Raw genomic sequence first — 24,542 nt, 5'->3', positions numbered from 1 at the left:
GGTTCAGGCGCAGGTAAAACGCTCGATCCGACCCTTCGAGTCGACATAGACATTCAGCCGATCGGTCAGGAAATCCTTCGTGACCATCGTGTTCGGCGCGATCCAGCGAAGCGTCCGCGCGCCCGAGCGGGTCTGCATCACGTCCGCCCGCGCGTCGCTGGCTCGCTTGCCTACCAGATCGCCTAGCGACGCGGGATTGCATCCGGCCGTGACCGGGGCGACGACAGGCGTCTCGCCCCGCATCTCGACTGGCGTACACGCCGCCGCGGCCAGCAGAGTGATGATTGCCAAGATCTTCATGCGGCATCCTCCGTACGCGTCATCTTCAGTTTGCCACCGATCACCGCAAACGCCAGTCGCCCCTCGACAAGATCGAGCGCATCCCGCCCGAACTGATCGAACCGCCAGCCCTCCAGCATAGGCAGCCCGGTCCGCACGCCGGCAGCCAGCGCCTCGAGCTCATCCGTCCGCGCCAACAATTTCGACGCCACATCAATGTCGCGGGAGCGGATCTTCAGCAACAGCTTGAGGAGGTCCGCGACCAGCGATCCCTCCTTGCCAAGCCCCGGCTTGCGATCGTCGCGCGGCGGCAGTTCATCCTCGCCGAGCGCCTGTGCACCCTCGATCGCCGCCATCAGGCGTCCGCCGATATCGTTGCCCGCCCAGGTCGCCGACAACCCGCGGACGCGGGCCAAATCCGCCTGCTTCTTCGGCGGATGCCCGGCCATGTCGCCCAGCGTCTCGTCCTTGACGATCCGCCCGCGCGGCAGATCCTTTGCCTGCGCCTCCAGTTCACGCCACCGCGCGAGTGCCTTCAACCGCCCCAGCACATCAGGTTTACGCCCCGATATCCGCACGCGCTTCCACGCCAGATCCGGATCGTTCGCATAATTGGCGGTATCCCCGAGCCGCTCCATCTCCTGGTCGAGCCACACGCCGCGCCCTGTCTTCCGCAACCGCTCCAGCATCTTCGGGAAGATCTTCGAGAGATGCGTCACGTCGCCGATCGCATATTCGATCTGTCGCGCGTCCAGCGGTCGGCGCGCCCAGTCGGTAAACCGCGCGCCCTTGTCGACCGCGATGCCGAGCCAGCTGTCGACCAGGTTCGAATAGCCGATCTGCTCGCCCTGGCCGAGCGCCATCGCCGCGACCTGCGTGTCGAACAGTGGGAAGGGCGTCTTACCCGTCAGGTTGTAGACGATCTCGATATCCTGCCCGCCGGCATGGACCACCTTCAGCACGTCGTGATTCTCGACGAGCAGGTCGAGCAGCGGCTTCAGGTCAATGCCCGGCGCCATCGGATCGATCGCCGCGGCTTCCTTGTCATCTGCGATCTGGATCAGGCAGAGTTCCGGGTAATAGGTGCTCTCGCGCATGAATTCGGTGTCGACGCACACATAGTCGGCGTCGGCCATGCGCGCACACAGATTGGCGAGCGTGGCACTGTCGGAGATAAGCGGGTGGATATGCATCAGGTTTCCATAGCGAGGGTCGCCGAGGTTGACAAAGGCGGGTGATGAAGGGAAGCGCGGACCACCTGTTTATCGTCCGAGAAGACCCATCATGCACGCCTATCGCACCCACAACTGCGCCGCCCTCCGCCCCGAACAGGTCGGCGAAGAGGTCCGCGTCTCCGGCTGGGTCCACAAGAAGCGCGATCACGGCGATCTCGTCTTCATCGATCTGCGCGATCACTACGGCATCACGCAGATCGTCACCGACGTCAGCGGCCCGGTGTTCAAGGTCATCGAGGGTCTGAAGAGCGAAAGCGTGGTGACGATCACCGGCAAGGTGACCGCACGCGCGCCCGAAGCCGTGAACCCGAACTTGCCCACCGGCGGGATCGAGATCCGTGCGGCCGCCGCAACCGTCCAGTCGATGGCCGGCGAGCTGCCTATGCCGGTCGCGGGCGAGGCCGAGTATCCCGAGGATATCCGGCTACGCTATCGTTATCTCGATCTGCGTCGCGAGCGGCTGCATGCCAACATCATGCTCCGCAGCCAGGTGATCACGTCGTTGCGCAATCGCATGAATTCGCAAGGCTTCACCGAATTCCAGACGCCCATCCTGACCGCGTCGTCGCCCGAGGGCGCACGAGATTATCTGGTGCCGAGCCGCGTCCATCCGGGCAAGTTCTACGCGCTCCCGCAGGCGCCGCAGATGTTCAAGCAGCTGTTGATGGTAGCTGGCTTCGACCGCTATTTCCAGATCGCGCCCTGTTTCCGCGACGAGGACGCGCGCGCCGATCGTTCGCCGGGCGAGTTCTACCAGCTCGATTTCGAGATGAGCTTCGTCACGCAGGACGACGTGTTCAACGCGATCGAGCCCGTCCTGCACGGCGTGTTCGAGGAGTTCGGCGACTGGCAAGGGAAGGGACGCCAAGTGTCTGCGCTCCCGTTCAAGCGCATCCCCTACCGCGAATCGATGCTGAAATACGGCAGCGACAAGCCTGACCTGCGCAATCCGATCCTGATCCATGACGTCGGTCATCACTTCGTCGACTCGGGCTTCGGCCTGTTCGCCGGGATCGTCGCCGGTGGTGACGTGGTCCGTGCGATCCCAGCGCCGAACACCGCGGACAAGAGCCGCAAATTCTTCACCGACATGAACGACTGGGCGCGCGCCGAAGGTCATGCCGGCCTCGGCTACATCACCCAGAAGAACGGCGAACTCGGCGGCCCGATCGCCAAGAACCACGGCGAGGAAGCGACGCGGAAACTGATCGCGGAGATGGGCCTCGGCCCGAACGACGGCATCTTCTTCGCTGCCGGAAAGGAACTGCCCGCCTCCAAGCTCGCGGGCGCCGCGCGTGCGCGGATCGGTGCCGACCTCGGCCTGATCGACGAGAACCGCTTCGAGTTCTGCTGGATCGTCGACTTCCCGATGTTCGAATATGACGAGGACGCGAAGAAGGTCGATTTTAGCCACAACCCGTTCTCGATGCCGCAAGGCGAGATGGACGCGCTCGAGAACAAGGATCCGCTCGATATCCTGGCGTACCAGTATGATATCGTCTGCAACGGTGTCGAGCTGTCGTCCGGCGCGATCCGGAACCATCGTCCGGAGATCATGTACAAGGCGTTCGAGATCGCCGGCTACACACAGGCCGACGTCGACACGAACTTCGCCGGCATGATCAACGCGTTCAAGGTTGGCGCACCGCCGCATGGTGGCTCGGCACCGGGCATCGACCGGATGGTGATGCTGCTCGCGGGCGAGCCGAACATCCGCGAGGTCGTGCTGTTCCCGATGAACCAGAAGGCCGAGGACCTGATGATGGGCGCACCTAGCCCGGTCAGCGCCAAGCAGCTGAAGGAACTCAACATCCGCCTGACCGTCGATGGCCCGAAGGATGTGACCAAGGCGGTCGCACCGAACGCAGGGTAATCGACACCGGTGATGGAGCGCAGCGCATGACGATACACTTGTCCGATTACGAAGCCGGCGACGAATATGACGGCAAGTACAAGCATGACCTGGCCGCGCTCCAGAAACGCCTCGAGCATATCCAGGTCGCGCACATCGTCGGCGGAGCGCGGGCGATCGTCATGTTCGAGGGCTGGGACGCGGCGGGGAAGGGCGGCATCATCCAGCGCCTCTCCGCCGAATGGGACCCGCGCAACTACAAGGTGTGGCCGATTGCCTCGCCCACTGCGGATGAGAAGGCACACCATTTCCTCTGGCGCTTCTGGAACCGCCTGCCCGGCAACGGACACATCGCTGTGTTCGATCGCAGCTGGTACGGCCGTGTCCTCGTCGAGCGCGTCGAAGGCTTCGCTAGCGAAACCGAATGGCGCCACGGCTATGACGAGATCAACGCATTCGAGGCGCAGCAGGTCGAAAGTGGCACGACGCTGATCAAGCTGTTCGTCCACACCACGCAGGAGGAACAGGATCGTCGGCTGAAGGCACGGCTCGACGATCCCTGGAAGCATTGGAAGACGGGGCTCGACGATTTCCATAACCGGTCGCGTCGGAAGGATTATCTCGAGGCGATGGCCGAGATGTTCGCGCGTACCGATACCGCGACTGCGCCGTGGACCGTGATCGACGGGAACGACAAAAAGGCGGCCCGGATCGCAGCGCTGACGCTGATCGCGGACCGCCTCGAAGCCGGCGTGTCGATGGTTCCGCCACCGCTCGACCCGAAGGTCAAACGCGTGGGGGAGAAGGCGTTAGGCCTTCGCTGACCCGTTAGGCCTTCGCCGACTTGGCCTCTGCCGCTTCGGCCTGGATGAACTCGTCATCCTCGTTGAGCAGCAGCATCTGGCCCTTGTCGATACCGAAGTAAGCACCGCGGAGCGCCAGCGTACCGGCGGCCTCGGCCTCGGTCACGAACGGGAACGTGCGCAGGTTCGCGATCGAGGTGCGGACGGACTCAAGTTCCATCTCGCGGCCGGCCTGTTCGCTGTCGCCGTACTTCGCGATGACCTTCTCGCGGGCACCGTCGAGCAGGCTCACCCAGTCGGAAACGAACCCGCCTGCACCACGCTCGGCATCGGCGAACGCCTGAGTCAGCGCCGCCTTGCAGCCACCGCACTTCTCGTGGCCCATCACGACGATCTCTTCGACCTTCAACTGCGTGACAGCGAACTCGATCGCGGCCGAGACACCGTGATGGCCGCCACCGGTCTCGAACGGCGGTACGAGATTGGCGACGTTGCGGACGACGAACACTTCGCCCGGCAGCGTATCGAAAATCTGTGCGGGTTCGACGCGGCTATCGGAGCAGGCGATGATCATCACCTTGGGGCTCTGGCCGTCCTTCAGTTCCTTCCAGCGCTCGCGCTGCTCCTCCCAGGGGCCGTCCTTGAAGCGGTGATAGCCTTCGATCATTTCCGGAAAGTGAGTTGGCACGGTTAGCCTTCCATATCAGTTTGCGATGCAACATGAAAAACTTGTCATGTTGAAACTGGTTCCATGATTTATCGGTTTCGTCCGGTCGTTCCAACCCGTCGCCGTCACCCGCCACCATTGTCTCACGGGCAGGGCGGGGCTATCTGGCATCCATGAACGACATGACCCCGATGGCTGCGCCGGTTCGTGCGCGCAAGCCCGACTGGATCCGCGTCAAGGCGCCGACCTCCGCTGGCTTTGCAAAAACCCGTGAGTTGATGCGCTCGAAAAGCCTGACGACGGTGTGTGAAGAGGCGGCATGCCCGAACATCGGCGAATGCTGGTCGAAGAAGCACGCGACCGTCATGATCCTAGGCGACACGTGCACGCGAGCGTGCGCCTTCTGTAACGTGAAGACCGGCATGCCGCGCGCGGTCGACGCTATGGAGCCGCAGAACGTTGCGGATGCAGCCGCGCAGATGGGCCTCAACCATATCGTCATCACGTCGGTCGATCGCGACGACCTGCCCGATGGTGGTGCGTCGCAGTTCGTGAAGGTGATCCAGGCGATCCGCGCTTCCAACCCGACGACGACGATCGAGATCCTGACACCGGACTTTCGCAACAAGGCGCAGGCTGCGATCGAGTCGATCGTCGAGGCGCGTCCCGACGTCTACAATCACAATCTCGAGACGGTGCCGCGGCTTTATCCGACGATCCGTCCAGGTGCGCGTTATTACGCGTCGCTGCGGTTGCTGGAGAGCGTGAAGCGTCACGATCCGTCGATCTTCACCAAGTCCGGCGTGATGCTCGGGCTCGGCGAAGAGCGTCTGGAAATCCATCAGGTGATGGACGACATGCGCTGCGCCGACATCGATTTCCTGACGATGGGCCAATATCTCCAACCCACGCCGCGCCATGCGAAAGTCGCCGAGTTCGTGCCCCCCAAGGCATTCGACGCCTATGCCTCGATCGCTCGTGCGAAGGGCTTCATGCTCGTCGCATCGTCCCCCCTTACACGGTCCAGCTATCACGCCGGCGACGACTTCGCACAGCTTCGTGCGAACCGCGACGCCAAGCTGGGCGTGACGCGCATCTGATGCCGAAGCATTCGGAAACGCGTCATTTGCCGTACACGCCTGAGCAGATGTTCGACCTGGTGGCGGATGTCGGTCGCTACGCGGAATTCCTGCCCTGGGTCAGCGCGATGCGGGTGCGATCGAACAGCGAAACGGAAACGCTTGCCGACATGATCGTCGGCTTCAAGGGCCTGCGCGAGACGTTCACGTCACGCGTAGAGAAGGTCCAGCCGAGTGAACTCACCGTCGATTATGTCGACGGCCCGCTCAAATACCTGCGCAACGAATGGCATTTCCGACCCGAGCCGCAAGGGTGCGCGGTTGATTTCACCGTCGACTTCGCGTTCAAGAACCGGATGTTCGAGATGATCGCCGGGCAGGTATTCGGCGCTGCACTGCGCAAAATGATCGGCGCGTTCGAAACGCGCGCCGCCGAGCTTTACGGTTCGGATGCGTCCGGCAGCAAGAGCTCGAGCGCACACAACGCCGCCTGAAGCCGGATGCCGCCGCGGCCGAGATCGCCGAAATCCTTGCGATCGGCGTGGACGTCAGAGGGGTCTCGCCCCTTTTCCGCGCGGCCGAACACGACCGTGCCGACCGGCTTCTTGAGCGATCCGCCGCCGGGGCCCGCGACGCCGGTGATGGCGACGGCGATATCGGCGCCGGACTGCTTCAACGCCGCCTGCGCCATGCTCCAGGCTACCGCGATCGAGACTGCGCCGAACGTCTCCAATACGTCCGAACTGATCTTGAGCACGCCCAGCTTGGCGTCGTTCGAATAGGTGACGAAGCCAACTTCGAACACGTCGGACGATCCCGGAATCTCGGTCAGCGCGGTGGCGACGAGCCCGCCGGTACAGCTTTCGGCAACCGCCACGCGTCGGCCGATCGCGCGGTTCTGCTCGATCACCTTGCGTGCGGCGTCGACGAGTTCGGCGGGAAGGATCGTATCCATCAGCGAGTCTCCACCGAGCAAAGGGGTAACGACGCCACCGAGATAGCACCGCCCCGCGCCTTTTGCGATTTCAGGTAGCGCAGCGTCTCGACGACGATCCCCGCCGTGTTCCGAGGGGGCAGGGGTTCGAGCAACGTGACCAGACGGTCGATCGTGCCGCAATCCCGCAGCGCGATGCGCCCGACGATCTGCGGCACCAGCAGGGTCGTCAGCAACGGCCGCGCGAAGTCCGAATCGAGCAGCGCATCCACAGCGGGATCGCTCAGCTTCACGATCGCCGCCCGCGCCGCCGGCCAGGCTCGCTCGGCTTCGGTCTCGTACCGCCCGATCAGCGCACTCGATTGCCGCCGGATCAGGCTGGTGGTAGGAAGCTGGGCAGCGCACACGCGCCCCGTCTCGCGAATAATGTCGGGCATCGCCACCAGCGTCAGTGATTCGGCCTCGGGTCCGGTGATGCAGCGCTGCTGTGCCACCGCGGGGCTGGCGAGGAGCGCGACGGCGGCGATCATCGCGCCGATCTTCATGCGGACCCTCATGCTGGCATTCCAGGGACACGTACGGTCGCCACGGCCTGTGCCGCGATCCCTTCGCCGCGGCCCGTAAAGCCCAGGCGTTCGGTGGTCGTCGCCTTGACGCTGACCCGGTCGAGCGTGAGCCCAAGCAGATGTGCGATCCGCGCAGTCATCGCCGCACGGTGCGGCCCGATCTTCGGCGCCTCGCACATGATCGTCAGGTCGACGAAATCGATCCGCCCGCGCTTGTCGGCGATCAGCTTGGCCGCGTGCTGCAGGAACTGCGCGGAGTCGGCGCCCTTCCACTGCGGGTCGCTCGGCGGGAAATGCGTGCCGATATCCCCTGCCGCGATCGTCCCGAGCAACGCGTCGGTCAGCGCATGGAGCGCGACATCGGCATCGCTATGCCCCGACAGCCCCTTGTCGTGCGGGATCAGAACGCCGCCGAGCCAAAGCTCCTCGCCGGTTTCCAGACGGTGGACGTCGAACCCCATCGCGGTGCGGGTTTCATACGTCGTGTTCGCGTTGGCGCGCGCTTCGGCGGCCGCGAAATCTTCGGGGTGCGTGACTTTCTCGAGCATCGTCGAGCCCTGCACCAACGCGACGCCGACGCCAAGTCGCCGCACCATCTGCGCATCGTCGGTGGCCTCTTCGTCCGCGGGCCAGACGGCGTGCGCGGCGTGCAAGGCTTCCACGGCAAACGCCTGGGGGGTCTGCACCCGATTAAGGTCCGCGCGGGGCACGATGTCGCCGAGCAGGACGCTGCCGCGCGCCAGCGTATCGGTCACCGGGAGGACCGGGACGGCCGCGTCCCTGGTCTTCAGCGCGGCGACGAGCGAATCGATGACGTCGGCAGAAAGGAACGGGCGGGCGGCATCGTGGATCAGCACGTGCGTCGCGTTGGCGATCGCAGCGAGCCCGTTCGCCACCGACTCGCGCCGTGTCGCACCTCCAACGACGATCGTCGCGTCGCGCCCCAGAGCCTGCATCGCCAGCGCCTGTTGCCCGTCGGCCACCACGACGATAATCGCGCCGATTAACGAATGCGCCGCAAATGCGTCGTACGAATAGGCGATCATCGGCCGCCCCCCGACCAGCGCATATTGCTTGGGAAGCGATCCCCCCGCGCGCACGCCGGTTCCGGCAGCGACGATGATCGCGGCGATACGCTGGGTCTGTGTCATCCCCGCGACCTAGCGGTTCGTTCCGACACTCGCCAGTCTTGCGAAAAGCGGCGGGACACCGTAGAGCGATGCCTCTTTTTCAGGCACATTCATGCGTAACTTGTCCCCCATCCAGATCGGTCCCGTCCGGATCGAAAGCCCCGTCGTGCTCGCACCGATGACCGGCGTCACCGATATGCCGTTCCGCACGCTGGTGCGACGCTATGGCTCGGGCCTCAACGTCACCGAAATGGTCGCGAGCCAGGCTGCCATCCGCGAGACGCGCCAGTCGTTGCAGAAGGCTGCGTGGGATCGGCTCGAGGAACCGGTATCGATGCAGCTCATCGGCTGCACGCCGTACGAGATGGGCGAAGCGGCCAAGCTCAGCCAGGATCGCGGCGCGGCGATCATCGACATCAACATGGGCTGCCCGGTGCGCAAGGTCGTCAACGGCGACGCGGGCTCGGCGCTTATGCGCGATACCAAGCTTGCCAGCGCGATCATCGACGCCACCGTCAAGGCGGTCGACGTGCCGGTGACGCTCAAGATGCGGATGGGCTGGTGCCATGACAGCCTCAACGCCCCTGACCTCGCGCGCATCGCGGAAGACCTCGGCATCAAGCTGATCACCGTCCACGGTCGCACGCGCAACCAGATGTACAAGGGCAGCGCCGACTGGGGCTTCGTCCGGAAGGTGAAGGACGCGGTGAGCGTGCCCGTCATCGTCAACGGCGACATCTGCACTATCGAGGACGCCGAGGCGGCAATGGACCAGTCCGGCGCGGACGGCCTGATGATCGGACGCGGTTCTTACGGACGCCCCTGGGTGCTCGGTCAGGTGATGGAATGGTTCGCCACCGGCCGTCGCATCGAGGACCCGTCGATCACCGAGCAATATGACGCGATCGCAGGGCATTACGAGGCGATGCTTGAGCATTATGGGATCGAGACCGGCGTCAACATGGCGCGCAAGCACATTGGCTGGTACACCAAGGGCCTCCCCGGTTCGGCCGAGTTCCGCAACAAGGTGAACCAGGTTCCCGACCCCAAGCAGGTCAAGGCGATGCTGGCCGAGTTCTACGCGCCCTGGCGGGACCTTGCGGCTGCCTGACACCCAGGTCCTTGGCCAAGTCCCCGGGCACTCTCGCGTGCGGCCGGGCTTTGCAGAGCTGTTTGCCGCGTTACCGGTCGCCGTTGTAGTCGTCGATCCTGATCACCGCGTCGCCCATGCGAACTCGCTTGCCGAGCAACTGCTGAACCTGTCCGAACGGCTGATGATCGGACAGCCGCTCGACGCGATCATCCCGCCGCCCGACGATCCGCGTAACCGCGACGGCCATGGCCTGGCCGTTTACGACACGGAGATATCGACGGCACGGGGTGTGAAGATCCGCGTCGATTTCGCCGAAACGCAGATTGCCGATTACCCCGGCTGGCGGGCGATCACGCTGCACGCGTCCGCGACCTCGCGGCGTCTTGGGCACTTTGCCGACCGTGCTGCCGGAGCGCGGGCCGCCGTTGGTGCGGCGGCAATGCTGGCGCACGAGATCAAGAACCCGCTGTCCGGCATCCGCGGTGCAGCGCAGTTGCTGGGTGCAGGCGAACTCACGACGCTGATCGTCACAGAGGTCGACCGCATCGCCGCGTTGATCGACCGGATGCAGGACTTCAGCGACACGCGACCTTTGCCGCTTGCCAGCGAGAACATCTACCCACTGCTCGGTCATGCGCGCCGGCTCGCACTTGCCGGGTTCGCGCGCGGGATCACGATCGAGGAACGCTTCGATCCGTCGCTCCCACCCGCACAGATCAACCGCGACGCGTTGCTTCAGATCGTCATAAACCTGCTGAAGAACGCGCGCGAAGCCGTTCGAAACGAACGCGAACCCCGAATCGTGCTGACCACCGCCTACCGCCACGGCATCACCGTGAGTTCGGCGCCCGGCAAACCGCGCCTGCCGCTGCCGATCGAAATTTGCGTGTTCGACAATGGCCCGGGCGCCCCGGCCGATATCGCCGATCATCTGTTCGATCCGTTCGTCTCCGGCCGCCGCGAAGGGCAGGGGCTCGGTCTCGCGCTGGTCGACAAGCTCACGCGCGACATGGGGGGAATCGTCCAATACGCCCGCGAAGGAAAGCCCGAGATGACCGTCCTCCGCCTGTTGCTTCCCAGAGCGGCATCATGAGCACCGTTCTGGTCGTCGACGATGACGCCGCGATCCGGACCGTCGTCGCGCAGGCGCTACGCCGTGCAGGGCATGACGTCACCGTCGCCGACAGTCTCGCTCAGCTCGAACGTGCGCTCGGGGCGTCGCTGCCGGATGTCCTCGTCACCGACGTGATCCTCCCCGACGGTGACGGCATCGATCATGTCCGCAGCGTCGCCGCGCGTTTTCCCCTGCTGCCGATCATAGTCCTGTCCGCGCAGAACACACTGACCACCGCTGTCCGCGCCGCCGAAGTGGGCGCGTACGAATACCTCCCCAAGCCGTTCGACCTCGACGTCCTTACACGCGCAGTAACCGGAGCCCTGGCGAGGGGCGGCATGGTCAGCGAGGATGCGCTCCATGAGGAAGATCGCGCGCTTCCGTTGATCGGTCGCTCCGCAGCGATGCAGGACGTTTACCGGATCATCGCACGGGTCGTGTCGAATGACCTGACCGTGCTGATCTCGGGTGAATCAGGTACCGGCAAGGAACTGGTCGCCCGCGCCATCCACGATCTCGGCCGACGCAGTGCCGCGCCGTTCGTCGCGATCAACATGGCCGCGATCCCACGCGAACTGATCGAGGCTGAGCTGTTCGGGCACGAGCGTGGCGCGTTCACCGGCGCGGCGACGCGCAACGCCGGCCGGTTCGAGCAGGCGTCGGGCGGCACACTGTTCCTCGACGAGATCGGCGACATGCCGATGGAGGCACAGACGCGTCTCCTCCGCGTCCTCCAGTCCGGCGAATTCACCAGCGTCGGCGGGGCTCGCACGATCCGCGTCGACGTACGGATCGTCGCGGCCACCAATCGGGACCTGTCCTCGCAAGTCGCGACTGGTCAGTTCCGCGAAGACCTTTTCTATCGCCTGAACGTCGTGCCCATCGCGCTCCCCGCGCTCCGAGAACGCCGGCAGGACATCGCCCTGCTCGCGCGGCATTTTCTCGATCATGCCGCGATCCAGGGATTGCCGCGACGCCAGCTCGCCACGGATGCGATCACCGCGCTGGGCGCGCACGCATGGCCCGGGAACGTTCGCGAACTCGAAAACCTGATGCGTCGTCTTGCCGTCCTCGCTCGCGACGAAGTGATCGATGCCGAGGCGATCCGGACGATGATAGGAACGCAGGTCGATGCGAACGAGCTTCCCGACGTCGACATCGCGCAGGCCGTCCGCGCGATGATCGAGCGGATCGCACGAGAGGATCCCGCCGCACTCGACGATGGAACGTTATACGATAGGGTGATCGGTGAGGTCGAGCGGCCGCTGATCGAGGCGATGCTCGCCCGCCACGGACAGAATCAGCTACGTGCCGCCCGGGCGCTGGGGATCAACCGCAACACGCTTCGCAAGCGGCTCGACACGCTCGGGATCGATCTCGGCGGCGAAATTCCTGCGTGAAAACGCCGGAATGGCATGAACTCGGTCATTATGTGGTTTAATGGCAACGGTTGACGTTGTATCGGGGCACCGATGATCGCTTCCGCGGCGCTACCTATGGATGAAGACGGGCTTTCGCCGCGGTTTGCCGTGACGCCTGCGATCGAGGCGCTGGTCGTCGCCGTGGCGGTCGCGATCGGCATAGCGAGTTACTTCGTCATCACGGGGACCGACGCGCCGCAGCGTCTCCTTGCGCCGCCACTCGTTGCGTTGCTGCTGGTCGCGAACCTTGTGCCCGGTATCGCACTCCTGATGTTGCTGGGACGCCGCGTCGCCATGCGGCGTGCCGCACGCTCGCCCGTCGGGGGCGGCGGGCGCCTTCACGTCCGGTTGGTCGGCCTGTTCTCGATCGTCGCCGCAGTGCCGATGCTGCTCGTCACGATCTTTGCGTCGCTGTTGTTCCAGTACGGCGTGCAGTTCTGGTATTCCGATCAAGCGCGCGGAATGCTCGAGAACGCGACTGGTCTCGCCCAGTCTTCGTATGCGCGTCAGCTCAACCGGTGGCAGGAAGCGACCGTGACGATGGCTAGCGACATGTCCGCCTATCTACGCGAGCGATCGCTGCAGAGTCCGGACTTCTCTGGCTGGTTCCTCCAGCAAGTCTATTACCGCAGCCTTTCGGAGGCCGCTTTGTTCAAGGTCTCTCCGCAGCAGGGCATCCAGACGCTTGCCATCGTCAATCCGTATGAGATCGATTTCACGCGGCGTGTCACGCCGTCGGCGATCGCCGAACTGCGATCGGGCAAGAGCGCCGTCGTCGCGGTCACGGGCGACCGCATACAGACTATCACGATGCTGCCGGGATCGGACGAGCTGTTCCTGTATGCGGGACGCGTCGAGGACACAAAATCGCTGTCCGAGCAGACGACGCGCGCGAACGACGTCCTGACGAGCTATCGATCGCTGCTGGCTAGGGCGCGAAGCCTGCAATTGCGATTCAACGCGGCGCTGTTGCTGATATCGCTGTTGATCGTCGGCGTCGCGGTATGGATCGCACTGGCCGTTGCCGATCGCCTGGTGCGGCCTGTCGGTGAACTGGTCGATGCTGCGCGCCGGGTTGCGGCGGGCGACTTGACGGCGCGCGTACCCGACCCACGCAGTCGGGATGAGGTTGGTACGCTTGCAAACGCCTTCAATCAAATGACGGGCCGTCTGGAAGAACAGAATACCGAACTTGTCACCGCCAACGGTCAACTTGAAAATCGTCGTGCCCTGATCGAGGCGGTGATGGCGGGCGTGTCCGCCGGCGTCGTCGCGACGAGCCGCGACCGGACGATCACGATCGCCAACGAATCGGCCACCGGACTTCTGGCGACCGTCGTCGGCACCGACAGTCTGGTCGGTCGCCGGCTAGTCGATGTCGCGCCCGAACTCGATGCCATGCTGGACAGCGGCGACCGCGAGGCGATCGTCGAGGTAGGGCAGGCGGGGGACATGCGGACGCTGGCCGTCCGGATTGCGCGACCGACCACCGGGCCGATCCTGACGTTCGACGATATTACGCAGCAATTGCTCGACCAGCGTCGCGCGGCATGGTCCGACGTGGCGCGGCGGATCGCCCATGAGATCAAGAATCCGCTGACGCCGATCCAGCTTGCCGCCGAACGGCTCCAGCGTCGCTATGGCGGCAAGATCGAGGCGCAGGACGGCACGTTCTCCCGGCTGACCGACACTATCATCCGTCAAGTCGGCGACCTTCGCCGCATGGTCGACGAGTTCTCGTCGTTCGCGCGGATGCCCAAGCCCGTGTTTCGCGAAGAGTCGCTGGTCGATGCTGCGCGCCAGGCGCTGTTTCTGCACGAGGTGGCGCACCCCGCGATCGGCTTCCACCTCGTCAACGACGATCCTGCGCTGTCGCTCGTCTGCGACCGCCGCCAGATTGGGCAGGCGCTCACCAATATCGTGAAGAACGCCGTAGAAGCGGTTGAATCGCGTGGCGAACCTGGCGGCTCGGTGACCATGACGCTCAGCCAGGATCCGGGCCGCAGCGTCAGCATCGCGGTGGCGGACACCGGCATCGGCCTGCCCCCGGACCGAGACCGGATCATGGAACCCTATGTGACGACCCGCGCACGTGGCACGGGACTTGGGCTTGCCATCGTCAAGAAGATCATTGAGGAGCATTGTGGTACGATCGGCTTTTCCGATCGACCCGGTGGCGGTACAATCGTCACCATGACCTTCGACGCCAAGGCGCTGGCCGCGCTCGACCAAGGGGCATCGGCACCCGAGTTGGCAGGGGAGGGCCAACTCGCCGTGATGACCCGTAACCGGATATGATTTGATGGCGCTCGATATTCTCGTCGTGGACGACGAACGTGACATTCGCGAACTCGTGGCTGGAGTCCTCGAGGATGAGGGCTATGACACGCGCGACGCTGGCGACAGCGATTCCGCGCTCGAGGCGATCGCCGCGCGTCGTCCGTCGCTCGTGTTGCTCGACGTATGGCTGCAAGGTTCGCGCCTCGACGGGCTCGAACTGCTCGACGAAATCAAGCGTCGCGACCCGTCGATCCCGGTCCTCGTGATCTCCGGTCACGGCAATCTAGACACCGCTGTCGCCGCCATCCGGCGTGGCGCCTCGGACTTCATCGAAAAACCGTTCGAAGCAGAGCGCTTGCTCATCATGGTTGCGCGCGCGACGGAAACAGAGCGTCTCCGCCGCGAAGTGGCGTCACTGCGGGCGACTGTAGGGCGCGAGACCGATCTGACCGGCAATTCCGGCTCGATCAACGGGGTCCGGGCGACGTTGAAACGTGTTGCATCGACGGGCAGCCGAGTACTGATCATGGGGGCGGCCGGCGTCGGCAAGGAAGTCGCCGCGCGTCTGCTGCACGGCTGGAGTTTACGGACCGACGCTCCGTTCATTATTGTCAGCGCGGCGCGGATGACGCCCGAGCGGATGGACGAGGAGTTGTTCGGCGTCGAGGAAGCGGGCGATCTTGTCCGCCCTGGTCTGTTCGAACAGGCGCATGGCGGAACGCTGTTCCTCGATGAGATCGCCGACATGCCGATTGCCACGCAGGCGCGTATCCTGCGCGCGCTGACCGATCAAAGTTTTACACGGGTCGGTGGCACGCGGGTGGTGAAGGTGGACGTTCGGGTCGTATCTGCGACCGCGCGCGATCTGGTGTTCGAGATTTCCGAGGGGCGCTTCCGCGAAGACCTCTATTACCGTTTGAACGTCGTGCCGGTCACGATCCCACCGCTGTCCGATCGTCGCGAGGATATCCCAGCTCTCGTTCAGCATTTCATCGCGCATTACGCTTCCGAACGGCGCGTCCCGACGCCCGAAATCGCGCCCGATGCGATGGTCGCGCTGCAATCCTACAACTGGCCCGGCAACGTTCGCCAGCTTCGCAACGTTGTCGAGCGCACGATCATTCTGGCGCCGGGCGATCGGATTGGCCGTATCGATCTCGACCTGTTGCCCGCGGAGGTGCTCGGGGATCAGGGGGATATCGGGTCTGCTGGGTCGACCGCGATTATGGGATCGCCGCTGAGGGAGGCGCGCGAGACGTTCGAACGCGAATATCTGCGCGTTCAGATCCGGCGCTTCTCGGGCAACATCTCGCGCACCGCAAGCTTCATCGGCATGGAGCGATCGGCACTCCACCGCAAACTCAAGCTGCTCGGCATAACCGAAACACGCGACGAATAACGCGCCGTAATTTCGCCGCCCTCTGGAACTATGGGCGTGTCGATCATAGATCACATATGGTGCCCGGTAACCGGGTGCATCTCCGACGCTGGGAAACAGCGCCTTGTGGGCAAAGTCCCGCCAAAAACAAAGGGTTATCCCATTGGCCGATAAACCAGGCTCGCTTCAGGACCTCTTCCTGAACGCACTCCGGCGCTCCAAGACGCCGGTCACGATGTTCCTCGTCAAGGGCGTGAAGCTCCAGGGCATCGTCACATGGTTCGATAATTTTTCCGTGCTGCTCCGCCGCGATGGTCAGTCGCAGCTGATCTACAAGCACGCCATTTCGACGATCATGCCCGCTGGACCGATGGACGTGTCAGCGATCGTAGACGCGGTCGGAGAGAACCAGAAGAAGCATCCGTTGTTGCAGGACATTTTCCTCAACGCGGTGCGCAAGTCCGAAGACAGCGTCACGATGTTCTTGATCAACGGCGTCATGCTGCAGGGTCAGATCGCCGGCTTCGACCTGTTCTGCATGCTGCTCCAGCGCGAGGGAATGGCGCAGCTCGTCTACAAGCACGCGGTCTCGACGATACAGCCGGCGCGTCCGCTGAACCTCGCCGAGGAACCCACTGATACGGATGATGCCGATGACGCGGACCATGACGATTGAGTAGCGGTTTCGAACGTGATCGGGACGAGTTCACCCGCGGTACGCGCGCGATCGTGGTGTTACCCGATCAGGGTGATGCGTCGCGCGACGTCGATGCCCGTTTAGAGGAGACCGCTGGTCTCGCCGCGGCGATCGGCGTCGAGGTCGTCGAGCGGATCGCCTACCGCGTTCGCCAGCCCAAGCCGGCGACGCTGATCGGCAGCGGTCAGGTCGAGCTGCTCGCGACGCAGGTGAGGATGGAGGAGGCTGGGCTGGTCGTGTTCGACGCGAGCCTCAGCCCGGTCCAGCAGCGCAATCTCGAAAAGGCGCTCGAAACCAAGGTCATCGATCGTACTGGCTTGATCCTCGAGATCTTCGGCGAGCGCGCGGCGACCGCCGAGGGGCGCTTGCAGGTCGAGCTGGCGCATCTCGATTATCAGGCGGGGCGGCTGGTACGCAGCTGGACCCATCTCGAACGCCAGCGGGGTGGCTTCGGCTTCCTGGGCGGTCCGGGCGAGACTCAGATCGAGGCGGATCGCCGCCTGATCCGCGACCGTATGGCCCGGCTTAAGCGCGAACTCGAGCAGGTCAGCCGCACGCGGGGGCTTCACCGCGAGCGGCGCCAGCGCGCGCCGTGGCCGGTGATCGCGCTGGTCGGCTATACCAATGCGGGCAAGTCGACGCTGTTCAACCGGCTGACCGGCGCCAACGTGATGGCCGAGGACCTGCTGTTCGCGACGCTCGACCCGACGTTGCGGCAGATCCAGTTGCCTGGCATCGACAAGGCGATCCTGTCCGATACGGTGGGGTTCGTCTCGGATCTGCCGACGCAGTTGGTTGCCGCGTTCAAGGCGACGCTTGAGGAGGTCGTGTCCGCTGATCTGCTCGTCCACATCCGCGATATCGCGCATCCCGATACCGAGGCGCAACGGACGGACGTCGAAACCGTGCTGGCCGAGATCGGCGTCGACGAGAACACGCCGCGCTTCGAGGTATGGAACAAGCTCGATCTGCTCGACGCCGATACGCATGACGAGATTGCCGCGCAGGCTGCACACCGAGACGACGTCGTCGCGATCTCGGCGCTGAGCGGGGAAGGGGTGGATGACCTGATCCACCAGGTTGCCGCCAAGCTGACCGGGGCTCATCGTCGGTACAGCATCACGCTCGACGCGACCGATGGCGCCGGGGCGGCGTGGCTGCATGCGCACGGCGAGGTTCTTGGCAGCTTGGACGACGAACTCGAGACCACGTACGACGTGCGCTTGTCGGAAACCGATTACGACCGGTTCATTCGCCGCGACGCTTGACCGACTGCCACAGGGCTTCCTTTTGATCGAGGGTCATGGCGGCGAATGCGTCGCCGCCATCGGCCTCTATTGTCCGGAAACGTGCTTCGAACTTGGCGTTGCCGGCCCTGAGCGCAGCTTCGGGATCGACACCGAGATGCCGCGCCCAGTTGGTCACGGCAAACAGCAGGTCGCCGATTTCCTCTTCTACCGTGTCTAAACCGGCCTCGCGAACCTCTTCTATTTCCTCGACAATCTTGGCGAGAGGCCCAGCCGCATCCGGCCAGTCGAAGCCGACGCGCGCGGCACGCTTCTGCAATTTTTCCGCGCGAGCCAAGGCGGGCAGGCCGATCGCCACGCCGGCGAGAGCGCTGTGATCGGACTTCTCCGCGCGCTCGGCGGCCTTGATCGTTTCCCAACCTGGCGAGGAGGTTGCGTCGCCGAATATGTGAGGGTGACGACGCTCCATCTTGTCGCTGATAGCGGCGACGACATCGGCCAAGGTAAACGCGCCGAACTCCTCGGCGATACGGCTGTGGAATACCACTTGGAGCAACAGGTCGCCGAGTTCGTCCTTAAGGTCCGCCGGGTCATCGCGCGCGATCGCGTCGGCGACCTCATAGGCTTCCTCGATCGTGTAGGGCGCGATGGTCGACCACGTCTGAACACGATCCCATTCGCAACCTTCGACCGGATGACGCAGTCGCGCCATGATGGAAACGAGCCGTTCGATCATCAGGAACTCCGATTGATAGCACCCGATCTAAAAGATAATGTTAGATCGATAATAGACATTATGTAAAACCTACTGCTTATTTGGCGTAAGAACGAGCGTGGCATTCTCGACCCGCCACGATCCCAGTCTAGACAGGAAGTTCATGCCGATCACGTTGGTCTCGCCGAACGCCGGCGACGTGACGATGCCGAGGTTGGTTGCATTGACAGTGCCGATCGTCACGCTCTTTGCGGTCGCGGTGCGCGCCGACACCGTACCGTTGGCGGTCTCGATGATCGCTGGAAACGGGCTTTCGTCGCTATCCAGGTTGGCAGCCTTGGCCGTGGCAGCGGACAAGGCAGTCGTCGTCGCTCCGCTATCGATCAGCATCCGGCGGCGGACACCGTCGATATCGACATCCGCCCAGAAATGCCCGTCTTCCGCCATGCGAATCCGAGTTTCGGTTCCGCTCACCTGCTGATCGGAAAACATGGACTTGAAGCCAGACAGCCGATCCCGCTGGCTCGCGATCAGCAGGCCAACCGCAAAGATCGCGACCCAGGCCAGCGCCATCTTCAGCACTGGCTTCAACGGCAATCGACGCGCGACCAAGGCCGACAGCGGCAGGATCAGCATGACTGCATACAGCGCAAACTGGGCCGCGCGGTCGTCGGTCATGCTGTCAGGATCAACCCGTCATAGCCAGGCTCGACGCCGGTCGGCAGTTCATGACGCAACGTCGCATAATCCATCGTGTTGTCCATATGGATTAACGCGGTCCGCTTCGGCGTCAGGCGCTCCACCCAAGCAAGCACGGCAGGCAGTTCCATGTGCGTTGGATGCGGTCGCCGGCGGAGCGCGTCGACCACCCAGATGTCCAAATCCTGATACAGGCTGGCCATGTCGTCGGTCATCAGGTTGAAATCGGTCGCATATCCGATCGAGGCTCCGGCTGCCTCGAACCGCAGGCCGGCGGCATGGATACTACCGTGCGGCTGGTCGGTCACCGAAATATCGATCCCGCCGACCGTCAACCGATCAGGCAGAACTTCGGCGGCGATCGTCGGCGGATAGCCGAGGCGACCGTGAAAGGCGTAGGTAAAGCGCGCGTCGAGCGCTGCCAGCGTGAACGGCCGGGCGTAGCCACGAACGGGCTCTCCGGCTGCGTGGAAAAGTTGGCGGAGATCGTCGATGCCGTGGCAATGATCGGCATGGTCGTGCGTCCAGATCACCGCGTCGACACAATCGATATCGGCGGCCAGCAACTGCTCGCGCATGTCGGGACTTGTATCGATCAGGATCCGCGTACCGTCATGCTCGACGATCGCGGACGCACGCGTGCGCCGGTTGCGCGGCTCGGTCGGATCGCATTCGCCCCAGTCGTTGCCGATCCTCGGCACGCCGGAGGATGTGCCGGAGCCGAGGATCGTGATCTTCATGCCGCCGCCCCTGACACCCGCGTCTTGCCGAACAGCGTGTGGAAGTTTTCGGCCGTACGGCGCGACAGTTCCTCGACATTTTCGCCGCGAAGGTTGGCGAGAAACGCAGCGGTGTCGGCAACGAACCCAGGTTCGCCGGTCTTGCCGCGATGCGGCACCGGCGCGAGAAACGGCGCGTCGGTCTCGATCAGCAGTCGTTCGATCGGCAGGCGCGCGGCGGTCTCTTGCAGGTCCCGCGCGTTCTTGAACGTCACGATCCCCGAGATCGAGATATAAAGCCCCATATCCAGCGCTTTGTCGGCGAAAGCTCCACTCGCGGTGAAGCAGTGGATGACGCCGGGATAGGCCCCCTTCCCCATCTCCTCGGCCATGATCGCCGCAGTATCGTCCTCGGCATCGCGCGTATGAACGACGATCGGCAGACCAGTCTCGCGCGACGCGACGATGTGCGCGCGGAAGCTCGCCTGCTGGCGGGCGCGGTCCGAGGTGTCGCGGAAATAGTCGAGGCCGCTTTCGCCGAGCCCTACCACGCGTGGATGCCGTGCGCGCTCGATCAGCTTGGCGGCATCTACGTCGGGATACACGTCAGCCTCGTTCGGGTGGATTCCGATCGTCGCCCAGACGTCAGGCTCGCGCTCGGCGGTGGCGACGATATCGTCCCATTCGTTCTCGCGTGTCGAGATGTTGAGCATCGCCGTGACGCCGCACGCCCTAGCCCGTACGAGCACCGCGTGCTGGTCCTCGACGAGGCCCTTGTAGTTCAGGTGGCAATGGCTGTCGGCGAGCATCAGACCTCCGCAGGTAGTTCGAGACGCGGGAATACGGGCGCCGGCGGCGCGATCCGGAAGTCGGAAGCAGCTACACGATCATACCAGCCGTCGTCGTCTATCGCGGCATGGTCGCGCTCGGCCGCGCCGATCTGCTCGAGCACTTTCCCAGCGGAATCCGGAACCACCGGCAGGATCGCGATCGCGAGCATGCGGATCGCGCGGACCAGCGTCCGGAGCACCGCGTTCATCCGCTCGGGATCGGTCTTGCGCAGCGCCCAGGGTGCCTGTGCGTCGATATACTGGTTGCACGCGAACACACCGCGCATCCACGCCTCGATGCCTTGCGACAGCGCGAGATCGGTGAAGGCGGACTTGAACCCGGCACAGGCGACGACGACCTCCTCGATCAGTATCCCGTCGGCATCCTGGACCGTACCGGCCATGGGAAATTGGCCGCCCAAGTTCTTGGCGATGAACGACAATGTCCGCTGCGCAAGATTGCCGAAACTGTTCGCCAGCTCGGCATTGACTCGGGTCACGATCGCCTCGGGTGAGTAGCTGCCGTCTTGGCCGAAGCTCACGTCGCGAAGGAAGAAATACCGCAGCGCATCGACGCCGAATGCATCCGCCAACGCCATCGGATCGACGACGTTGCCGACCGACTTCGACATCTTCTCGCCGCGGGTGAGAAGGAAGCCGTGGCCGAACACGCTCTTGGGCAGTGGGATGCCTGCCGACAGCAGGAACGCCGGCCAGTAGACCGCGTGGAACCGGACGATGTCCTTGCCGATCAAATGGATATCCGCCGGCCAGTATTTTGCCTTCTCGCCGGTCATGTCGGGATAGCCGATCCCGGTCAGGTAGTTGGTAAGCGCATCGACCCACACGTACATGACGTGGCCGGGGCTGCCGGGTACGGGCACGCCCCAGTCGAAGCTGGTCCGCGAAACCGACAGATCCTTCAGGCCACCCTCGACGAAGCGCATCACCTCGTTGCGGCGGCTTTCGGGGCGGATGAAATCGGGGTTGGCGGCGAAGAGATCGAGCAACGGCTGCTGATATTTCGAAAGGCGGAAGAACCAGGTCTCCTCCGCGGTCCATTCGACCGGCGTGCCTTGCGGCGAGCGGCGATCGTCGCCCTCCCCGGTCAGCTCTGACTCGTCGTAGAACGCTTCGTCGCGGACCGAATACCAGCCTTCGTAGCGGTCGAGATACAGATCGCCTGCGTCGGCCATCGCCTGCCAGATCGCGGCGCTCGCGGCGTAGTGATCCTCGTCGACGGTGCGGATGAACCGGTCATACGAGATGCCAAGACGGTCGGCCATCTCGTGGAAATACGACGACATTTCATTGGCGAGTTCGCGCACGGGCATATCGCGGTCACGCGCGGCCTGGACCATCTTCAGACCATGTTCGTCGGTGCCGGTCTGGAACAGGACGTCACGCCCGGCCTGGCGCTGGAAGCGTGCGATCGCATCGGCGGCGATCATCTCGTACGCATGGCCGATATGCGGACGGCCATTGGGATAGTGGATCGCGGTGGTGATATAGAAAGGGTCGGCCATGCCGCGCTCCTAGAGCATCGCCCCGATCAGGTGAAGCCTGCGCGGGCGGATCAGTGGCGCAATGTCGCGACGATCCCCGCCATCTCGAACACGGTGGCCTGCGCATCGAGCGACAGGCCGATCGCGGCGCCTGCCAGTTCGCGTGCCGCGGCGTGCGCGTCGAGTGCGGATAGCAGCGCGGGCCCCGACCGCGTCCGTGCGGCGTCGGCGATGAATGCGGGCGCACGATCGAGGAACGCCTCGTAGCGGGGTTGCGCGGTCTTGAGCCCCAGAGCCTTGGCCAGCTTCAGCCGGCGTCCGTTGTCGCGGTCGCCGTCCTGCGCGATCGCGGCGATGGCATCGTCGATCGCGGCGATGTCGAGCCCGGCATAGCGGAGCGCGCGACCGGGCGCGCCGTCGCTGGCCCGAACCAGTGCCGCGACCTCGCCCTCGTCCGCGTCGGGCTGCAACGTCCGGATCGCGGTCGCGACCTCGCCGTCCGAGAGCCCCTCGAACCGGAGTAGCCGGCACCGCGAGCGGATCGTCGGCAGCAACCGGCCCGGCGCATGACTGACGAGCAGGAAGATCGTTCCCGCCGGTGGTTCTTCTAGGTTCTTGAGCAGCGCATTCGCCCCGCCCCGCTCCAAATCGTCGATCGCATCGATCACCACCACACGCCGCGGGCTCATCGACGGCGTGGTCGCGAACAGCGGTTGCAGCGTACGGACCTGCGCTATCGTGATGCTGCGCGCCAAATCCTGATCGGGCTTTTCGGCGTCCTTCGGCAACCGCGCGAGCACGCGGAAATCCGGGTGCGACCCGGCCTCCATCAGCGACCGCGTTCTGTTCCCCTCGGGAACCTCGAGCCCAGTCGACCCGCCATCGGGCTCGGCCGCATCCGCCAGCATGCGCATCGCTGCAGCGCGCGCGAAGCTCGCCTTGCCGACACCCTGAGGCCCGGCGATCAGCCACGCGTGATGCAACGAACCGCCGCGCATCGCTGCCATGAAGGCAGACTGCGCAGCGGCGTTGCCGATGATCGACGTCATGCCTGCAGCGCCGTCGGGACCAAGGTCATCAGCCGAAGAAGCCGGTCAACCCTGCCCATGCACGACCGAAGAAACCGGCTTCGGCGACGTCCTTCTCGGCGACCAGCGGCATGGTCTGCTGAAGCCCGTCGGACGTGGTGACGACGAGATCGGCGACATGCTGGCCGGCCCTGATCGGCGCCTTGATCGGTCCATCGTACACGACCTTGGCGGTCATCGTCGGCGACGTGCCGGCGGGCAGCGTCACGGTCAATGCCTTGGGCGCTACGAGCCCGACCGACGATGAATCCCCGAGCTGGACAGACGCGGTTTCGATCTTCTTGCCTTTCGCGACGATCGGCTTGGACTGCCATGCGCGAAAGCCCCATTCCATGAAGCGTACCGATTCCTCGGCGCGTTGACCTGAACTCGTCAGCCCGGCGACGACCATCACCAGGCGGCGGCCATTCTGAACGGCGGACCCGGTGAAGCCGTAGCCGGCTTCCTCGGTGTGCCCGGTCTTCAGGCCATCCGCGCCAGCGACGCGACCGAGGATCGGGTCGCGGTTCGCCTGAGTGATGGCGCTGCCGCCCATCGTCTTGCCCCAGGTGAAATCGCGCTTCGAATAGAATTGCTTGTAGAGATCGGGGTAGTTGGTGATCGTCGCGGCGGCGAGCTTGGCAAGGTCATGCGCGGTCACATAGGTGACGCCGTTGTCGGGCCAGCCGTTCGCTGTGCCGAAATGGCTATCCTTGAGGCCGAGTTCGGCCGCCTTGCGGTTCATCCGTTCGGTGAAGGCCTGCTCGGAGCCGGAGATGCCCTCGGCAAGCACGATGCACGCGTCGTTCCCCGACAGCGTGACGATGCCATACAGCAGATTGGCCACACTGACATTCTCGCCCGACGACAGGAACATCGTCGAACCCGCTGCCGGACCATGCCATTTCGCCCAGGTCTCGGGCCGCACCGGCATCATCTGGTCGAGCTTCAACTCGCCCTTCTTGACCATGTCGAACGCGACATAAACGGTCATCATCTTGGCGAGCGAGGCCGGCGGCATGCGACGGTCGGCATCGCGGGCGAACAGCACCGCGCCCGACGACAGGTCCTCCATGTACGCGATCGGCGCGGCGGTCTGGAATTGGGGCGCAGCGGCAATGGACGGATGCGCCAGCGCGATGGCGACGAGCGGTGCGACGATCAGCTTCTTCATGGGGTATTCCGTGAGCAAAAGGGCGGTCCGTGGGCAGGATGTGATGCAGGTCATAGCC

General features: G+C 64.3%; 24 protein-coding genes. 11 read left to right on the top strand and 13 right to left on the bottom strand.

What is annotated here, in order from left to right; genetic code table 11:
- Positions 1 to 3 precede the first annotated feature (3 nt).
- Positions 4 to 300, bottom strand: a complete 297-nt coding sequence (locus U1707_RS01500) for an I78 family peptidase inhibitor (RefSeq protein WP_332798389.1) — start codon at positions 298 to 300, stop codon at positions 4 to 6.
- Positions 297 to 1,472, bottom strand: coding sequence for a ribonuclease D (rnd, locus tag U1707_RS01495; RefSeq protein ID WP_332798388.1), 1,176 nt, complete (start codon positions 1,470 to 1,472; stop codon positions 297 to 299). The genes U1707_RS01500 and rnd overlap by 4 nt, the downstream gene beginning before the upstream one ends.
- Before the next feature lie 91 nt (positions 1,473 to 1,563).
- On the opposite strand from rnd, the gene aspS reads away from it, so the two are divergent.
- Positions 1,564 to 3,387, top strand: a complete 1,824-nt coding sequence (gene aspS, locus U1707_RS01490; protein WP_332798387.1) for an aspartate--tRNA ligase — start codon at positions 1,564 to 1,566, stop codon at positions 3,385 to 3,387.
- 26 nt (positions 3,388 to 3,413) lie between these two features.
- A complete protein-coding gene (locus tag U1707_RS01485) occupies positions 3,414 to 4,190 on the top strand; it encodes a polyphosphate kinase 2 family protein (RefSeq protein WP_332798386.1) in 777 nt (258 codons plus the stop codon).
- Between the two features lie 4 nt (positions 4,191 to 4,194).
- Here U1707_RS01485 and U1707_RS01480 read toward each other — a convergent pair whose 3' ends face one another.
- On the bottom strand, positions 4,195 to 4,836 hold the full coding sequence (locus U1707_RS01480; RefSeq protein WP_332799019.1) for a carbonic anhydrase: 642 nt from the start codon (positions 4,834 to 4,836) through the stop codon (positions 4,195 to 4,197).
- 173 nt (positions 4,837 to 5,009) lie between these two features.
- Here U1707_RS01480 and lipA point away from each other — a divergent pair, with 173 nt between their 5' ends.
- Complete coding sequence (lipA, locus tag U1707_RS01475) at positions 5,010 to 5,936, top strand: lipoyl synthase (protein WP_332798385.1); 927 nt, start codon at positions 5,010 to 5,012, stop codon at positions 5,934 to 5,936.
- Complete coding sequence (locus U1707_RS01470; protein ID WP_332798384.1) at positions 5,936 to 6,409, top strand: type II toxin-antitoxin system RatA family toxin; 474 nt, start codon at positions 5,936 to 5,938, stop codon at positions 6,407 to 6,409. Before lipA ends, U1707_RS01470 begins: the two co-directional genes overlap by 1 nt.
- Here the strand turns inward: U1707_RS01470 and U1707_RS01465 are convergent.
- Genes U1707_RS01465 through U1707_RS01455 form a run of 3 tightly spaced genes read right to left on the bottom strand, consistent with a single transcriptional unit; the run spans position 6,355 to position 8,566 of the window.
- Positions 6,355 to 6,870 (bottom strand): CinA family protein, encoded by a 516-nt coding sequence (locus U1707_RS01465; RefSeq protein ID WP_332798383.1) that lies wholly within the window; start codon positions 6,868 to 6,870, stop codon positions 6,355 to 6,357. The two genes, U1707_RS01470 and U1707_RS01465, sit on opposite strands and share 55 nt — an antisense overlap.
- On the bottom strand, positions 6,870 to 7,406 hold the full coding sequence (locus U1707_RS01460; protein ID WP_332798382.1) for a hypothetical protein: 537 nt from the start codon (positions 7,404 to 7,406) through the stop codon (positions 6,870 to 6,872). Before U1707_RS01460 ends, U1707_RS01465 begins: the two co-directional genes overlap by 1 nt.
- Positions 7,403 to 8,566 (bottom strand): bifunctional 2-C-methyl-D-erythritol 4-phosphate cytidylyltransferase/2-C-methyl-D-erythritol 2,4-cyclodiphosphate synthase, encoded by a 1,164-nt coding sequence (locus tag U1707_RS01455; RefSeq protein ID WP_332798381.1) that lies wholly within the window; start codon positions 8,564 to 8,566, stop codon positions 7,403 to 7,405. Before U1707_RS01455 ends, U1707_RS01460 begins: the two co-directional genes overlap by 4 nt.
- A 91-nt stretch (positions 8,567 to 8,657) precedes the next feature.
- On the opposite strand from U1707_RS01455, the gene dusB reads away from it, so the two are divergent.
- The 7 genes from dusB (at position 8,658) to hflX (ending at position 17,796) form a co-directional block, all read left to right on the top strand.
- Positions 8,658 to 9,656, top strand: a complete 999-nt coding sequence (dusB, locus tag U1707_RS01450) for a tRNA dihydrouridine synthase DusB (RefSeq protein WP_332798380.1) — start codon at positions 8,658 to 8,660, stop codon at positions 9,654 to 9,656.
- 37 nt (positions 9,657 to 9,693) lie between these two features.
- Positions 9,694 to 10,731 (top strand): two-component system sensor histidine kinase NtrB, encoded by a 1,038-nt coding sequence (locus U1707_RS01445; protein WP_332798379.1) that lies wholly within the window; start codon positions 9,694 to 9,696, stop codon positions 10,729 to 10,731.
- On the top strand, positions 10,728 to 12,152 hold the full coding sequence (gene ntrC / locus U1707_RS01440) for a nitrogen regulation protein NR(I) (RefSeq protein ID WP_332798378.1): 1,425 nt from the start codon (positions 10,728 to 10,730) through the stop codon (positions 12,150 to 12,152). Before U1707_RS01445 ends, ntrC begins: the two co-directional genes overlap by 4 nt.
- A 72-nt stretch (positions 12,153 to 12,224) precedes the next feature.
- Complete coding sequence (locus U1707_RS01435; protein ID WP_332798377.1) at positions 12,225 to 14,471, top strand: sensor histidine kinase; 2,247 nt, start codon at positions 12,225 to 12,227, stop codon at positions 14,469 to 14,471.
- Between the two features lie 4 nt (positions 14,472 to 14,475).
- Positions 14,476 to 15,852, top strand: coding sequence for a nitrogen assimilation response regulator NtrX (gene ntrX / locus U1707_RS01430; protein ID WP_332798376.1), 1,377 nt, complete (start codon positions 14,476 to 14,478; stop codon positions 15,850 to 15,852).
- A gap of 88 nt (positions 15,853 to 15,940) precedes the next feature.
- Positions 15,941 to 16,507, top strand: a complete 567-nt coding sequence (hfq, locus tag U1707_RS01425) for an RNA chaperone Hfq (protein WP_443025649.1) — start codon at positions 15,941 to 15,943, stop codon at positions 16,505 to 16,507.
- Positions 16,504 to 17,796 (top strand): GTPase HflX, encoded by a 1,293-nt coding sequence (gene hflX, locus U1707_RS01420; protein WP_332798374.1) that lies wholly within the window; start codon positions 16,504 to 16,506, stop codon positions 17,794 to 17,796. Before hfq ends, hflX begins: the two co-directional genes overlap by 4 nt.
- Here hflX and mazG read toward each other — a convergent pair.
- The 7 genes from mazG to U1707_RS01385 all read right to left on the bottom strand — a co-directional run bounded on the left by mazG (position 17,777) and on the right by U1707_RS01385 (position 24,484).
- Positions 17,777 to 18,511 carry a nucleoside triphosphate pyrophosphohydrolase gene (mazG, locus tag U1707_RS01415; protein ID WP_332798373.1) on the bottom strand — a complete coding sequence of 245 codons (735 nt, stop codon included), beginning with the start codon at positions 18,509 to 18,511 and terminating at the stop codon, positions 17,777 to 17,779. The two genes, hflX and mazG, sit on opposite strands and share 20 nt — an antisense overlap.
- A gap of 69 nt (positions 18,512 to 18,580) precedes the next feature.
- Positions 18,581 to 19,168 (bottom strand): retropepsin-like aspartic protease family protein, encoded by a 588-nt coding sequence (locus tag U1707_RS01410; RefSeq protein WP_332798372.1) that lies wholly within the window; start codon positions 19,166 to 19,168, stop codon positions 18,581 to 18,583.
- On the bottom strand, positions 19,165 to 19,929 hold the full coding sequence (locus U1707_RS01405; protein WP_332798371.1) for an MBL fold metallo-hydrolase: 765 nt from the start codon (positions 19,927 to 19,929) through the stop codon (positions 19,165 to 19,167). Before U1707_RS01405 ends, U1707_RS01410 begins: the two co-directional genes overlap by 4 nt.
- Entirely contained in the window at positions 19,926 to 20,717 is a 792-nt protein-coding gene (locus tag U1707_RS01400) for a TatD family hydrolase (RefSeq protein ID WP_332798370.1), read from the bottom strand. Before U1707_RS01400 ends, U1707_RS01405 begins: the two co-directional genes overlap by 4 nt.
- Complete coding sequence (gene metG / locus U1707_RS01395; protein WP_332798369.1) at positions 20,717 to 22,264, bottom strand: methionine--tRNA ligase; 1,548 nt, start codon at positions 22,262 to 22,264, stop codon at positions 20,717 to 20,719. Before metG ends, U1707_RS01400 begins: the two co-directional genes overlap by 1 nt.
- Positions 22,265 to 22,314: 50 nt before the next feature.
- Entirely contained in the window at positions 22,315 to 23,292 is a 978-nt protein-coding gene (locus U1707_RS01390; protein WP_332798368.1) for a DNA polymerase III delta subunit-related protein, read from the bottom strand.
- A 28-nt stretch (positions 23,293 to 23,320) separates the two neighbouring features.
- Positions 23,321 to 24,484, bottom strand: coding sequence for a D-alanyl-D-alanine carboxypeptidase family protein (locus U1707_RS01385; RefSeq protein ID WP_332798367.1), 1,164 nt, complete (start codon positions 24,482 to 24,484; stop codon positions 23,321 to 23,323).
- Positions 24,485 to 24,542: the final 58 nt, after the last annotated feature.

Origin of the sequence: Sphingomonas sandaracina (assembly GCF_036663695.1) — a bacterium.
Classification (GTDB): Bacteria; Pseudomonadota; Alphaproteobacteria; order Sphingomonadales; family Sphingomonadaceae; genus Sphingomonas.
Note: the sequence above shows the minus strand (reverse complement) of the source record. Positions and strands in the feature narration are given on the sequence as shown.

Bases quoted from the DNA above. Each gene is read 5' to 3' on its own strand.
- U1707_RS01485 (WP_332798386.1), top strand. From the start codon at position 3,414: ATGACGATACACTTGTCCGATTACGAAGCCGGCGACGAATATGACGGC.
- rnd (WP_332798388.1), bottom strand. From the start codon at position 1,472: ATGCATATCCACCCGCTTATCTCCGACAGTGCCACGCTCGCCAATCTG.
- metG (WP_332798369.1), bottom strand. From the start codon at position 22,264: ATGGCCGACCCTTTCTATATCACCACCGCGATCCACTATCCCAATGGC.
- mazG (WP_332798373.1), bottom strand. From the start codon at position 18,511: ATGATCGAACGGCTCGTTTCCATCATGGCGCGACTGCGTCATCCGGTC.
- U1707_RS01480 (WP_332799019.1), bottom strand. From the start codon at position 4,836: ATGATCGAAGGCTATCACCGCTTCAAGGACGGCCCCTGGGAGGAGCAG.
- ntrC (WP_332798378.1), top strand. From the start codon at position 10,728: ATGAGCACCGTTCTGGTCGTCGACGATGACGCCGCGATCCGGACCGTC.
- U1707_RS01435 (WP_332798377.1), top strand. From the start codon at position 12,225: ATGATCGCTTCCGCGGCGCTACCTATGGATGAAGACGGGCTTTCGCCG.
- U1707_RS01410 (WP_332798372.1), bottom strand. From the start codon at position 19,168: ATGACCGACGACCGCGCGGCCCAGTTTGCGCTGTATGCAGTCATGCTG.
- lipA (WP_332798385.1), top strand. From the start codon at position 5,010: ATGAACGACATGACCCCGATGGCTGCGCCGGTTCGTGCGCGCAAGCCC.
- U1707_RS01465 (WP_332798383.1), bottom strand. From the start codon at position 6,870: ATGGATACGATCCTTCCCGCCGAACTCGTCGACGCCGCACGCAAGGTG.
- U1707_RS01460 (WP_332798382.1), bottom strand. From the start codon at position 7,406: ATGAGGGTCCGCATGAAGATCGGCGCGATGATCGCCGCCGTCGCGCTC.
- U1707_RS01390 (WP_332798368.1), bottom strand. From the start codon at position 23,292: ATGACGTCGATCATCGGCAACGCCGCTGCGCAGTCTGCCTTCATGGCA.
- ntrX (WP_332798376.1), top strand. From the start codon at position 14,476: ATGGCGCTCGATATTCTCGTCGTGGACGACGAACGTGACATTCGCGAA.
- U1707_RS01470 (WP_332798384.1), top strand. From the start codon at position 5,936: ATGCCGAAGCATTCGGAAACGCGTCATTTGCCGTACACGCCTGAGCAG.
- U1707_RS01500 (WP_332798389.1), bottom strand. From the start codon at position 300: ATGAAGATCTTGGCAATCATCACTCTGCTGGCCGCGGCGGCGTGTACG.
- U1707_RS01455 (WP_332798381.1), bottom strand. From the start codon at position 8,566: ATGACACAGACCCAGCGTATCGCCGCGATCATCGTCGCTGCCGGAACC.
- U1707_RS01405 (WP_332798371.1), bottom strand. From the start codon at position 19,929: ATGAAGATCACGATCCTCGGCTCCGGCACATCCTCCGGCGTGCCGAGG.
- aspS (WP_332798387.1), top strand. From the start codon at position 1,564: ATGCACGCCTATCGCACCCACAACTGCGCCGCCCTCCGCCCCGAACAG.
- U1707_RS01385 (WP_332798367.1), bottom strand. From the start codon at position 24,484: ATGAAGAAGCTGATCGTCGCACCGCTCGTCGCCATCGCGCTGGCGCAT.
- U1707_RS01400 (WP_332798370.1), bottom strand. From the start codon at position 20,717: ATGCTCGCCGACAGCCATTGCCACCTGAACTACAAGGGCCTCGTCGAG.
- dusB (WP_332798380.1), top strand. From the start codon at position 8,658: ATGCGTAACTTGTCCCCCATCCAGATCGGTCCCGTCCGGATCGAAAGC.